Source organism: Peterkaempfera griseoplana (assembly GCF_001418575.1).
Classification (GTDB): Bacteria; Actinomycetota; Actinomycetes; order Streptomycetales; family Streptomycetaceae; genus Peterkaempfera; species Peterkaempfera griseoplana.
The window spans coordinates 1-12067 of sequence record NZ_LIQR01000030.1 but is presented as its reverse complement, the minus strand read 5'-3'; the positions used below and the strand labels follow the sequence as shown (position 1 = coordinate 12067).

The window sequence follows — 12067 nt, the reverse complement described above, 5'->3', positions numbered from 1 at the left end:
GTTGTGGGTCCGGTGGTTGTGAGCCTGCCTGGTGTGGGCCCGATGGCTGCGGGTCGGTCTGCAGTGGGCCCCGGGGTTGCGGATCCTGCGGCCGGCAGCCGGGCGGCGGTCTGCGGGGTGCGCTCACGGTCGGCCTCCTGTCCGGGGTCCTCACAGGTGCAGACCGGCGCGCCGCCGCAAACTCATCCCGCGGCCCGGTGGCCCACCGGACCCCGGCCGGCCACCCCGGCCGCCCACCCCGACCGGTCGGCACCCCGACTTGCCCGCACCTCTACGGACCGCACCCCCGGGTGTATCGACCGGCAGGGTTGCCGGCTCGACTGACGGGTGGCTCTCCTTCGCGTGCGCACACGGCTGTGGTGGCAGCCCCGCGCGAAGGACTCGGCTCCGGTGCGACGTCCGGGATCGGCACTGGGCGGAGCTGAGCCCGGAGATGTGGCCGGCGGGGCGGATGCCCGCACCCCTGACGCCCGCCCGTCGGTCCGGGGCGTCAGGGGTGCGGGTCTCACGGGAGTCCTGGCCGGCCCGTGCCTTCCGTGCGCCCCGCAGGATCTATTCGGCCCAGGCGCGCTCCAGCAGGGTGCCGAAGGTGGCGGGCTCTCGCCCGATCAGCTCGGCCAGCGTCGAGTCGACGGCGGCGAACTCGCCGTTCCTCGCCGCTGCGAAGATGCTCAGCAGGAGGTCGGCGATCGGGGCGGGGGCGCCGTGCGTTAGTGCCTGCTCCCGGAAGGCGTCGTCGGAGACGACGGTGCGGGTGAAGGGCCGTCCGGTGGCCCGGGACGCGATCTCGGCGGCGGCGCCGAAGTCGAGCGTCGCCGCGCCGGTGAGCGGAGGGGTGGGCCCCTCGAAGCGGCCCTCCTCGGTGAGGATCGCCGCGGTGGCCTCGGCGAGGTCGTCGTGGCCCGTCCAGGCGACGGGGCCGTCGGCGGGGAGGGCGATGTCGCCGGTGCGGCGGGCGGACTCCAGGAACTGCAGGGCGCTGGCCGCGTAGAAGCCGTTGCGCAGCGCGGTCCAGGGCAGGCCGGTGGCGCGCAGCAGGTCCTCGGTCCGGGCGTGGTCCCGGCACGGCTGGAAGCGGGAGTCGTGGTCGGCGCCCATCTGGCTGGTGTAGAGGATGCGGCCGACGCCGGCCTTCACGGCGGCGTCGATGGCGGTGCGATGGCCGGTGACGCACTCCTCGCCCGCACGATCGAGGGAGACGAGGAGCAGCTGCTCGGCCCCCTCGAAGGCGTGCACCAGCGAGGCGGGGTCGTCGAAGTCGCCCTGCCGGACACGAACGCCGCGGTCGGCGAGGTCCTGGGCCTTGCGGGGGTCGCGGACGCTGACGCCGACGCGGTCGGCGGGGACGCGCTCCAGGAGGCGCTCGACGGTGCGGCGGCCGAGCTTTCCGGTGGCTCCGGTCACGATGATCATGGGGCTCTCCCGTTGCTGTTTCCAGTGGAATCATTCTGACGGTAACACTGGAATATCGGTGGAACCAAATCTTCGATACCATCGATCCATGGCCACCCGCGACACCACCGACAGCCCTCGTCACCGCATCGTCGAGGCGGCCGTCGAGCTGTTGGAGAGCGGCGGCCCGGACGCGGTGAGCACCCGGGCGGTCGCCGCCGCGGCCGGGGTGCAGCCGCCGGCGATCTACCGCCTCTTCGGCGACAAGGAGGGGCTCCTGGAGGCCGTCGCCGAGCACGGCTACACGCAGTTCCTGGAGAGCAAGCGCGCGCAGCTCGACCCCGACCCGCAGGACGCGGTGGAGGAGCTGCGCCGCGGCTGGGACCTGGTGGTGGAGTTCGGGATCTCCCGCCCCTGGCTCTTCGCGGTGATGAACAGGGCCACCGGCCGGGGGGCGGACATGGCGCACCGCGCGGGCCTGGAGATCCTCCACGGGCGGGTGCGCCGCCTGGCGGCCGGGGGGTGGCTGCGGGTCGACGAGGAGCTGGCCGCCCAGATCATCCAGGCCACCGGTCGAGGAGCGGTCACCACCTGGCAGTCCACCCCGGCAGAACGCCGCAATCCGGCGCTGCTGACCGCTCTCCGCGAGGCCATGGTCGCCGCCATCACCCGGGCCGAACCGACGGTCCCCGCCGCGGAGACCGGCCCCGCCGCGGCAGCCCGCGCGCTGCGCGCCGCCCTCCCTGACGATGCCGACGTCCTCAGCGAGGCCGAGCAGCATCTGCTGCGCGAGTGGCTCACCCGACTGGCGGACAGTGGTGCACCGTCTCGCTGATGGTGCGCCAGGGGTCCTCGTTCGATGAAGCGGCGTCCGCCGGGAACGGCCGCAGGCAGCGACACGGCTCCGCCCGGCGTCGTCTTAATCCGTCACGCCCCGCCGGCCTCGACCGCCTCTCCATCACCGGGCAGCTGGTGCTCCGACCGGGATGGTTCACCGGGGCGCCACTGCTGGGGGTGTGGTGGCTGAGCCTGTCCGTGCACGCAGGTTGACCGACCAGGGGGACAGAAGCTGCAGCAGACCGTGCGCCGGGGAGGCACCGACTCGGTGCGTCACCGGCGGCCGATGATGCTGCTGGCCTCGGCCGGCGGGAACCCACTCGCGGTGCTCGCGAGACTGGTCCAGGCCGACGAGGACACGGGCCGGGACGTGATCCACCGGTTCGACGACGGCCTCGACTCGGCAGCCTGATCGATCCAACGCGATGACGTCGAACCAACACCACGCCGACAGCAGGGGCGGGACCGGCCTCGTGATCACGGCAGCAGGCAGCAGCCGACGGGGCCCGTAAGCCGACGGGGCCGGGGCGCTGCTCGGCGCCCCGGCCCCGTGGAGGGCAGGCGGGTCAGCCGGTGGCCACCTGGACCTCCGAGTAGCCCAGCACCACCGCGCCGTCGTCCCACACCACCGATCCCAGATAGCGGCGGCCGGGCTGGAGCCCCGACCAGTCCAGGCGGAAGCCCGGCTGATCGCCCACGCCCACCTGGGCCGACGCCGGGTCGATCACGGCGTTGCCCGCCGCGGTCCCGTCCAGCAGCCAGCCGTCCACGGTCACCGGCACGGTGCCGTTCCCGTGCCTGGGGGCGGACCGCAGATCCGCGAAGAGCACCCAGTCGCCCGCCCCGGGGCTGCGTACCTGCACCGTCTCGTTGGCCGTCCCGTCCCTGGCGCCGGTGGCCCACAGGGTCAGCGCACCCGTGGCCGACCGCCGGTAGAGATAGAGGTCCACATCGGTGCCCCGGGGGTGGTCCGCGGCGTAGGTGGCGAAGCGCAGCAGCCGCGTCCCCGAGGGCACGGTGGCCGTGCGCATCGCGGTGTGGTCGCCGGCCGCGGGCCGGGTGGTGTCGAAGAGCGCCCCGGTGGCGTCGTGCAACGGGTTCACCGTCGGCTCGGCCGCGGTCAGCCCGCGGACCCTGGCGTTGAGGGTGCCCGCGTAGCCGGTCTGCGGGGAGAGGGTGACGGAACCCTGGACGCCCTGCTCCGACGCCTCGGGCGCGGCCGTGAGGGCCACCGCCTTGACGGCGATCGGGCTGTGCACCGTGTGCCGGCCGTCGGACCAGGTCAGCGCCCCGAAGGCCCAGCTGCCCAGCGGCGCCCCGGCACGGGTCAGGGTGACCTGGAAGCGGGCGTCCTCACCGGGCCGCAGGGTGAGCTCCGAGGGGGTGACCGTGGCGGTGAACCCGGCCGGGGCCTGGACCGAGGCCCGGTAGACGGCCCTGGCGCCGCCGACGTTCACCACCCGGCGCAGCACGGTGCGGGTGCCGGAGAGCGAACCGACCGATATCGACGGGTAGTTGAGGTCGCTCGGCAGGGTCCTGGGCACTCGGTCGCAGTCGGCGGCGCCGGTGGTGGCGGGCAGCTGCTGGCCGATCGCGCAGACATAGCGCTGCCAGTCCCGGCGGCCCGCCGGGTAGACCAGACCGGGGTCGAAGGCGCGGGCTGCGTCGATGTGCCCGGCACCGTAGTTCAGCGGGGTGGCCGCCGCGCCGGAGGCGTCCTTGATCGGAGCGCCCTGGTTGTCGGTGCGGTAGGCGGTGGTCATCAGCGCCGACTTGACCTCGGCCGGGGACCACCCGGGGTGCCGGGAGAGCAGCAGCGCGGCGACACCGGCGACCTGCGGGGCCGACATCGAGGTGCCGGACATCGCCCCGAACCCGTTGCCGCCCGCGGTGGCCGGGGCCACCCCGGCGATCACATCCACCCCCGGGGCGGTGAGGTCGGGCTTGAGCAGGTCGCCGCCGCCGGCCACGGCCGGGCCGGGGGAGGAGAAGGAGGCCATGGCGGGCGCCGGGGCGGTCCAGGTCTCGGCGGCCGACAGCGAGGCGGTGGCCCCGGTCCCGGCGGCGTACGCGGCCACCTGCGGTCCGTCGACCTGGTCCAGATGGACCGTCGGCACGAAGTGGTAGTCGGCCTCAAGGGTGTCCGCGGTGGGGTTGTAGAGCACCATGCCGACCCCGCCGGCCTGCTGTACCGCCCTGGACTTGTCGGTGCGGTCGTTGCCGCCGCGCCGGCAGACCACGATCCGTCCCCGGGTCCTGGCCGGGTCCAGGGTGCCGGACCAGCACTGCGACACCTGCACGGGGTCCGCTCCGTCCAGTCCCAGCGTCGGTGAGTCGGCCAGCGGGGCGCTGGGGACCGCGGCGCCGGTACCGACTCCGGTGAAGGTGCGCCCGTCGCCCAGGGTCAGGGTGGTGCGGTAGCGGCGGTCGTGGGTGGAGGCGGCGACCGTGGTCTCCCACGGGGCGTTGTGGGCCACCGAGCCGGCGGTGCCGGTGTTGCCGGCGCCGGTGGCCACGAAGACCCCGGCGTGCGCGGCGTTGTAGAAGGCGGCCTCCACGGGGTTCACCAGGGAGCTGGTGGAGCCGGATATGGAGTAGTTGAGCACGTCGACGCCGTCCGCGACGGCCTGGTCGATGGCGGCCACGGTGTCGGCGGAGCCGCAGGAGATGTTGCCGTCCGCGTCGACCACCCAGCAGGCCTTGTAGACGGCGAGGCGGGCGGCCGGGGCGACACCGGTGGTCTCGCCCACCGCGTTGCCGTTGATCACGGCGGCCACCCCGTGGTCACCGGCCGCGGTGGACGCGGTGTGGGTGCCGTGTCCGGCGTAGTCGCGGGGGGAGAGGTACTCCGCGGCGACCGGGGTGACGCCCTGGTCGTACCAGCGCGCCCCGATCACCTTGTTGTTGCAGCTGACTGGGGCCTCCTCGCCGGGGTCGCAGCTGCCCCGCCACTTGTGCCGGATGGCCTTGGCGTCCGGACGCGGCTCGGGCAGCGGGGCGAAGAGCGGGCTGTCGGGGGAGTACCCGGAGTCGATCACACCGATGACCACCCCCTCGCCGGCGTGGTCCGCGCCGCCGAGGCGCTGGTCCCAGACGCCGCCGTCACCGGTGAGCCCGAGGAAGTCCGCGGTGGAGACGGTGTCCAGCTGCAGCTGCTCGTCGGGTACGACCGAGACCACGCCGTCCTCCGCGGCGAGCTGGGCGGCCTGCTCGCCGGAGAGCCGTGCGGCGAAGCCGTTGAAGGCGTAGTCGTAGGTGTAGACGGGGTGCACCCCTGGTACCCCGGCCAGCACCTCCCCCCGCTGCTGCTCCAGATGCCCCCGGTAGGAGCGGGCGGCGGCCGAGTCGGGATCGGCCCGTTCGCCGGAGTCCGCTCCGGTCGCGGCCAGTCCGTCGACGCCTCCCTGGTAGGAGGCGACGGGATCGTCGGCGAGCTGCACGATGTACAGGCCGTCGGCGGGCGTGCTCGGCCCGGCCGCCCGGCCGGGTGCCGCCCCGACCAGTACGGTCGCGGCGACGACGGGACCCAGGACCAGACTGCCGAGCAGCCGGGACCTGCGACAAAACACCACGGTGAGGGTCCTCCCCTGGAACTTGCATCTCCCATGCGCACATATGTGTGCGATGTGTGCACCATCCGAGCAGAAGAGGGCCATGGTCCGCCGGGGAAGCGGGAATTCAGCCGAAGCGGCCGTTCACGGTGGCCGATCCGGCCGATCCGTCCTGACCGCTGGCGGTGACCGAGTAGCGGTCCTGGCTGACGTCGCGGTCGCCCGCGTCATGGTGGAACTGCGAGGCGAAGAGGTAGGTGCCGGGCTGCAGGACCACGCCCTGACGCAGGGTGAAGCGGTAGACGATCTCGCTGTCGCTGTCCTCGGGGGTCTCGGCCAGGTCGGCGGGGGCGAGTTCGGTCCAGTCGCCGCTGCGCACCGCGCCGTCGGTACGGGCGATGCGCACCTCCACCTGGAGGGTCCGCAGCGGCACGGTGGTCGTCACATAGATGTTGCTCTGGGTCCAGACGTCGGTGGAGTGCCCGTCCACGGACCCCTGCGCCCGCAGGAAGTGGTCCTCCTGGGGCGCGCCGGTGCTGACCGTGACCACCCCGCCGGCCGTCGGCTGCGAGGTGCCGCCGAAGGTGTCGGTGCTGCCCGGCTCCGGGGACGAGGGGCCGGCGGCGCTGCTGGTGGTGGAGGCGGGCGGTGCCGCCGGGGCGGAGGTGTGCGGCCGCGGCGATGCCCCGGGGTTGCCGCCGTGGGCCGTGGGGCCGCTGTGGTGGGCGCCCGGTGACGGACGTGCGGCGTCGGGCGGGGCCAGCGGCCCGTCCGAGATCCTGATCGAGGGGCGGTCGTCCTGCTGGTAGGCCGTCGCCACCCAGGCGGCGGCGCCGCCGACGAGCATCAGCGACCCCAGCGCCGCCCCCGCGCCGGAGAGCCGCACGGAGCGCCGCAGCGGCGACCGCAGCCCGTCGTTGCGGACCTCGGCGCCGTACCGGTCCACCAGCTGGGCCTGCTCCAGGCGCCGCAGGATGTACTCGCGGTCGGGGGCGTGCCGGGCCGCCTCGCCCTGCAGCGCGGCGCGCAGCCCGCTGTCCCGGGCGGCCACGCGCTCCTGCTCCTGGCCCGGCATCACTCCTCCTCCCGATTTCCCCCGACGGTTGCCACGGACCGCCGTCCGCGGCGCCGCGGCGGTGCCCGGCGCTGTGCGGCGGGCGCGCCGCCGCCCAGAGGCCGGCCGACGGCGGGTTCCCGGGCATCGTACGGGGCTCCGGTCGAGCCCGGTCGCAGCAGTGCCTCCAGTTGGGCGGCGCCGCGCGAGGTCTGGCTCTTGACCGTGCCCACCGAGATGCCGAGCACTCTGGCGGTCTCCTGCTCCGAGAGGTCGAAGGCGTGCCGCAGTACCACGCACGCCCGCTTGCGGAACGGGAGCCTGTCCAGGGCGGTGCGCACGTCGACCACGGCGGGCACGTCGGGGTCGTCGGAGCGGTCCCGCCAGAGCGCGGCGACCACGCCCACACGGTGCCGCTCCCGGGTCAGCGAACGTATCCGGTTGCGGGCGAGGTTGGTGACCACCCCTCGGGCGTAGGCCGCGGGCCGCTCGGCGGCCCGCACCCGGTCCCAGTGGCGCCACACCTCCACCAGGGCGTCCGCCGCGAGATCGTCGGCGGAGTCCGGGTCTCCGGTGAGCAGGTAGGCCAGGCGGGAGAGTTCGGCGTGGTGGCGCTCGAAGAAGTCGTGGAACTCCCGCGCATCGGCAGTGTCCTGGGGAATCTCCGCTCTCCCTCCGTGCCCGCCCACGGTACGGCGTGGGCTCAGGCCGGCTCTGTGCTGCCCCGGCCGATGCGCCCAGGACCACCGGGCCGATGCGGCCCAAGGTGCGCCCGCATCCGTCAGCAGGGCGGACACCGGGTGTCTACCCGGCGTTCGGCTGTGTGCAGCGGGCTGGATGAGACTAGCAGCGTTGCGGCCCGAGCACCCAGGGTTGTGACAGGGCCTCATCAGTAAAGCCGGGGTCTACTGCCGGTAGCCCGCCAGGAACCGTCCGATCCGGCTGATCGCCACCTCCAGATCGTCCGCCCTCGGCAGGGTGAGGATGCGGAAGTGGTCCGGGCGCGGCCAGTTGAAACCGGTGCCCTGCACGACGTGGATCTTCTCCCGGAGCAGCAGGTCGAGCACGAAACGCTCGTCGTCCTCGATCCGGTGCACGGCCGGGTCCAGCCGGGCGAAGGCGTACAGCGCTCCCTTGGGCTTGACGCAGCTCACCCCCGGGATGTCGTTGAGCGCCCGGTACGCCACGTCGCGCTGCTCGGCCAGCCTGCCGGTGGGCAGCACCAGGTCCTGGATGGACTGCCTGCCGCCCAGCGCCGCCTGCACCGCGTACTGCGCGGGGACGTTGGGGCAGAGCCGCATCCCGGCGAGCATGGTGAGGCCCTCCAGGTAGTTGCCCGCGTGGTGCTTGGGACCGGAGACCACCAGCCAGCCGGAGCGGAAGCCCGCCACCCGGTAGGACTTGGAGAGCCCGTTGAAGGTCAGCACCACGACGTCCGGCGCCAGCGCGGCCAGGCAGTGGTGCTCCACGCCGTCGTAGAGGATCTTGTCGTAGATCTCGTCGGCGAGGACCATCAGCTGGTGGCGCCGCGCCAGGTCGAGGATCCCCTCCAGGATCTCGCGCGGATAGACCGCCCCCGTCGGGTTGTTGGGGTTGATGACCACGATCGCCTTGGTGCGGTCGGTGATCTTGGAGGCCATGTCCTCCAGGTCCGGGAACCAGTCGGACCCCTCGTCGCAGAGGTAGTGCACCGCCCGGCCGCCGGCCAGGGTGACGGCCGCCGTCCACAGTGGGAAGTCCGGTGCGGGGACCAGGACCTCGTCGCCGTCGTCGACCAGTGCCGTGACCGCCATGGAGATCAGCTCTGAGGCTCCGTTGCCCAGGTAGACGTCGTCCACCTCGACGCCGGGGACGCCCCGCTGCTGGTAGTACTGGGCCACCGCCCGGCGGGCCGGCAGGATGCCGCGGGAGTCGCTGTAGCCGTGGGCGCGCGGCAGATTGCGGATGATGTCCTGGACGATCTCCTCCGGCGCCTCGAACCCGAAGAGGGCGGGGTTGCCGGTGTTGAGCCGCAGCACGCTGTGGCCGGCCTCCTCCAGGGCGTTGGCCTGCTCGATCACCGGCCCGCGGATCTCGTAGCAGACCCCCGCGAGCTTGCCGGACTGCCGGAACTCCATGTGCGGCCTCCCCTTCCTCGGAGCGTGCGAACCTCGGTGCAGCTTGGTTGTACCAAGTATGGACTTGGAAAGTCCAACCATATGGCTATGCTGACCCCATGCCGCGCCGAAGCTACGCCCACTACTGCGCCGTCGCCCGAGCCCTGGACACCGTGGGGGAGCGCTGGACCCTGCTGATCGTCCGTGAACTCCTCGCCGGGCCTCGCCGCTACACCGACCTCCACGCCGACCTGCCCGGCGTCTCCACCGACGTCCTCGCCTCCCGGCTCAGGGAACTGGAGGCCGACGGACTGGTCGAGCGCCGCCGCCTCGGACGCGCCGCCAACAGCCACACCTACGAGCTGACCCCCCGCGGCCGCGCCCTGCGCCCCGTCCTCGCCGCGCTCGCCGCCTGGGGAGCCGCCGAACTCGGCACCCCGGCCCCCACCGAGGCCGTCCGGGGCCACTGGCTCGCCCTCCCCCTCCTCCAGGTCCTCGGCGAGGCCGCCCCGCAGACCTCCGGCACCGCCGAGATCCGCCTGCCCGGCGGCCCCTTCCACCTGATGCTGGACCCGGCCGAGCCCGCCTGGGCCGACGGACCGGCGGACCGGCCGGACGCCGTCCTGACGCTCGACGAGACCACCGCCGCCGCCCTCGCCGAGCACCGCACCACCCTGGGCGCCGCAGCCGGGCAGCAGCACCTCACCGTCCTCGGCGACTCCCCGCTGGCCGAGGCGCTGCGCGCCGCCGGATAGTCCGGAGGCGCCGCTGCCCGGACCCCGGCTGACATAGCCTGCAGACATGACGTCGCAGCCGCACCGATACGAACTGGCCCAGGTCAACATCGCCCGACTGCTCGCCCCGCTGGACAGCCCCCGCCTGGCTGACTTCACCGCCGCACTCGACCCGGTCAACGCGCTGGCCGAAGGCGCCGACGGCTTCGTCTGGCGCCTCAAGACGGAGGACGGCGATGCCACCGCCGTCCGGGTCTTCGACGACGACTGGCTGATCGTCAACATGTCCGTGTGGCGGGACCCGCAGGCCCTCCTGCACTTCGTCTACGACACCGCCCACCGCGAGGTGCTGAAGCGGCGCCGTGAGTGGTTCGCCAAGGAGACCGAGGCCATGGTCGCGCTGTGGTGGGTGCCGGCGGGGCAGCGCCCCACCGTCGCCGACGCCGAGGAGCGGCTGAGGTCGCTGCGTACCCACGGCCCCACCCCGGACGCCTTCACCCTGCGCGAGATCCTCCCGGCCCCGGTCGCCGCCACCGCAGCGGACTGAGCACCCGTCGGCTGAACACACGCTGACCGAACACCCGCCGACCGAGCACCCGCCGACCGAGCACCCGCCGACCGAGCACCCGCCGGGCACGGGACGCAGCCGCCGCCCGGGCCCGTACCGACAGCGGCTGTCAGGCCGGGTGGCCGAGGCCGTCGGTGTGCTGGAAGGTGCGGCCGGTGCGGTCCGGGACGGCGGAGGCGGGGCCCAGCCGGTGCTCCCGGCCGCGCCGCTGGTACACCTGCTCCCCGAAGAGCCAGAAGTGCAGGTCCATCAGCTGCGGCGGCCACAGCACCAGCCCCGCCCCGCCGATGCGGCCCTCGCCGTTGCGCCGGGCCAGCCGGGCCAGCGGGTCCAGCAGGTCCAGTCCGGCGGGACGGCCGGCCACGGCGGCGGTGGTGGCCGCGGCGACCAGGTCGGCCAGCTGCAGATGCGGCACCAGGTGCGAGGGCGCGGTCAGGATCGGCAGCGTCACCCGCTCCGGTGCGACATGCGAAGTACCGGACTCGGTGAGCTCCTTGGCGGCGCGCAGCCAGGTCCCGCCGCCGTGCCCCGGCTCGTCCGCGATCACCACCCCGCGGGCGTCCTGCTCGGCGAGGAACCGCTCGATCCGCTCGTAGAGATAGGCGAGGATCGCCGGCTCCACGCGGTCCCGCATCGGCCAGTCCAGATGCCCGCGGTCCCACACCACCACCGCCGAGCGGATGCCCAGCTCCACGGCGTGCTCCAGCATGCCGCGGCGCAGCGCGGAGCGCAGCCTGGGCCCGGCGGTGCGCCAGAAGGACGGCGCGGCCCGGCCCGGGTTCCACTTGAGCTCCACCTCCGGTGGGACACCGAGCTCCCCGCGCAGCTCCGCCAGCCGGGCGGCGTACGGAGCCAGCGCCCCCTCGGGGACGAACACCGCGCCCAGGGCGACCAGTTGACCCAGCCCGGCACGCGGCACCTGGTCCGTCTTGCTGTCGTCGACGAAGACCATCCACATGGCGTCGTGCCTCCCCGGGAACGGCGGACCCCGAGGGATGTATCGCCGGTGGGAGGCCACCTCATGCAGACCTGGGCACACCGGCCGTCCACCCGTCCCGCGCCCCATGGCCGAGCGCCGCCCGCCGCACTACGCTGCGCCCGAAGAGCGCGGCCCCGCGCCGCCCCCAACCCAGCCGAACGGGGTGATGGCCGTGCCCAGCCCGTGGATCGCCTGGCCGCAGGGGACCGACCCCGCCGCCGCCCGCCGCGCCGCAGCCGGCGCCCATGAGTCCTTCGTCAGCACCGGACGGGCCGACGGCATCCGGCCCGTGGTGCTGGCCTCCTGGCGGCGCTGCGCGCGCAGCGGCGTCGACCCCGAGCACACCACCCCCGCGATCGCCCTCTCCGAGGAGCAGCTGCGGCAACGCCGCCGCGACCACCCGCTGGCGGCCGTCCTCCCGCTGGTGCGCAGCCTGCTGGTGGAGCCGGCCGCCGACACCGGTCAGATCGTCGCCGTCGCGGACGCCGCCGGCCGGCTGCTCTGGGTGGAGGGCCACCCCCGACTGCGGCTGCGCGCCGAGCAGATGGGCTTCCTCCCCGGGGCCTGCTGGCTGGAGGAGGAGGCCGGGACCAACGCCCCCGGCACCGCGCTGGCACTGGACCACCCCGTGCAGATCTTCGCCGGTGAGCACTTCTCCCGCGCCGTCCACCCGTGGAGCTGCGCCGCGGCCCCGCTGCACGACCCGCGTACCGGTGCGCTCCTCGGCGTGCTGGACGTCACCGGCGGCGACCATGTCGCCGCGCCGCAGGCACTCGCCCTGGTACGGGCCGCCGCGGCCGCCGCCGAGGCGGAGCTCCGGCTGCGGCAGTCCACTCCCCGCCCCGCTCCCCGGGTC

General features: G+C 74.2%; 10 protein-coding genes and 1 pseudogene. 5 read left to right on the top strand and 6 right to left on the bottom strand.

Annotated elements, in window-relative coordinates:
* Nucleotides 1–552: 552 nt before the first annotated feature.
* Complete coding sequence (locus tag AOK09_RS02270) at nt 553–1413, bottom strand: SDR family oxidoreductase (protein WP_055585384.1); 861 nt, start codon at nt 1411–1413, stop codon at nt 553–555.
* 88 nt (nt 1414–1501) lie between these two features.
* Between AOK09_RS02270 and AOK09_RS02265 the strand changes: the two genes are divergently transcribed.
* Together AOK09_RS02265 and AOK09_RS37190 are read left to right on the top strand one after the other, a co-directional pair.
* Entirely contained in the window at nt 1502–2227 is a 726-nt protein-coding gene (locus tag AOK09_RS02265; protein WP_055585383.1) for a TetR/AcrR family transcriptional regulator, read from the top strand.
* 184 nt (nt 2228–2411) lie between these two features.
* Nucleotides 2412–2620 (top strand): annotated as a pseudogene (locus AOK09_RS37190) (IS630 family transposase); the annotation flags it as partial.
* 175 nt (nt 2621–2795) lie between these two features.
* Here the strand turns inward: AOK09_RS37190 and AOK09_RS02260 are convergent.
* From AOK09_RS02260 to AOK09_RS02245, 4 genes are all read right to left on the bottom strand, one after another.
* On the bottom strand, nt 2796–5801 hold the full coding sequence (locus AOK09_RS02260; RefSeq protein ID WP_217698367.1) for a S8 family serine peptidase: 3006 nt from the start codon (nt 5799–5801) through the stop codon (nt 2796–2798).
* A gap of 106 nt (nt 5802–5907) precedes the next feature.
* On the bottom strand, nt 5908–6855 hold the full coding sequence (locus tag AOK09_RS02255; protein WP_055585381.1) for a hypothetical protein: 948 nt from the start codon (nt 6853–6855) through the stop codon (nt 5908–5910).
* Nucleotides 6855–7523 carry a SigE family RNA polymerase sigma factor gene (locus tag AOK09_RS02250; RefSeq protein ID WP_055585380.1) on the bottom strand — a complete coding sequence of 223 codons (669 nt, stop codon included), beginning with the start codon at nt 7521–7523 and terminating at the stop codon, nt 6855–6857. The genes AOK09_RS02255 and AOK09_RS02250 overlap by 1 nt, the downstream gene beginning before the upstream one ends.
* Nucleotides 7524–7739: 216 nt before the next feature.
* Nucleotides 7740–8951, bottom strand: coding sequence for a pyridoxal phosphate-dependent aminotransferase (locus AOK09_RS02245; RefSeq protein WP_055585379.1), 1212 nt, complete (start codon nt 8949–8951; stop codon nt 7740–7742).
* A 98-nt stretch (nt 8952–9049) separates the two neighbouring features.
* Here AOK09_RS02245 and AOK09_RS02240 point away from each other — a divergent pair, with 98 nt between their 5' ends.
* Together AOK09_RS02240 and AOK09_RS02235 are read left to right on the top strand one after the other, a co-directional pair.
* Nucleotides 9050–9685 (top strand): winged helix-turn-helix transcriptional regulator, encoded by a 636-nt coding sequence (locus AOK09_RS02240; protein WP_055585378.1) that lies wholly within the window; start codon nt 9050–9052, stop codon nt 9683–9685.
* Nucleotides 9686–9731: 46 nt separating this feature from the next.
* Nucleotides 9732–10211: a DUF3291 domain-containing protein gene (locus tag AOK09_RS02235; RefSeq protein WP_055585377.1), complete on the top strand. Its 480-nt coding sequence runs from the start codon at nt 9732–9734 to the stop codon at nt 10209–10211.
* 130 nt (nt 10212–10341) lie between these two features.
* On the opposite strand, the gene AOK09_RS02230 is transcribed toward AOK09_RS02235, so the two are convergent.
* Nucleotides 10342–11190, bottom strand: coding sequence for a DUF3800 domain-containing protein (locus tag AOK09_RS02230; protein ID WP_055585376.1), 849 nt, complete (start codon nt 11188–11190; stop codon nt 10342–10344).
* A gap of 193 nt (nt 11191–11383) precedes the next feature.
* Between AOK09_RS02230 and AOK09_RS02225 the strand changes: the two genes are divergently transcribed.
* On the top strand, nt 11384–12067 hold a 684-nt coding region (locus AOK09_RS02225; protein WP_157875772.1), incomplete at its 3' end, for a GAF domain-containing protein.

Bases quoted from the DNA above. Each gene is read 5' to 3' on its own strand.
- AOK09_RS02265 (WP_055585383.1), top strand. From the start codon at position 1,502: ATGGCCACCCGCGACACCACCGACAGCCCTCGTCACCGCATCGTCGAG.
- AOK09_RS02245 (WP_055585379.1), bottom strand. From the start codon at position 8,951: ATGGAGTTCCGGCAGTCCGGCAAGCTCGCGGGGGTCTGCTACGAGATC.
- AOK09_RS02230 (WP_055585376.1), bottom strand. From the start codon at position 11,190: ATGTGGATGGTCTTCGTCGACGACAGCAAGACGGACCAGGTGCCGCGT.
- AOK09_RS02270 (WP_055585384.1), bottom strand. From the start codon at position 1,413: ATGATCATCGTGACCGGAGCCACCGGAAAGCTCGGCCGCCGCACCGTC.
- AOK09_RS02255 (WP_055585381.1), bottom strand. From the start codon at position 6,855: ATGCCGGGCCAGGAGCAGGAGCGCGTGGCCGCCCGGGACAGCGGGCTG.
- AOK09_RS02235 (WP_055585377.1), top strand. From the start codon at position 9,732: ATGACGTCGCAGCCGCACCGATACGAACTGGCCCAGGTCAACATCGCC.
- AOK09_RS02240 (WP_055585378.1), top strand. From the start codon at position 9,050: ATGCCGCGCCGAAGCTACGCCCACTACTGCGCCGTCGCCCGAGCCCTG.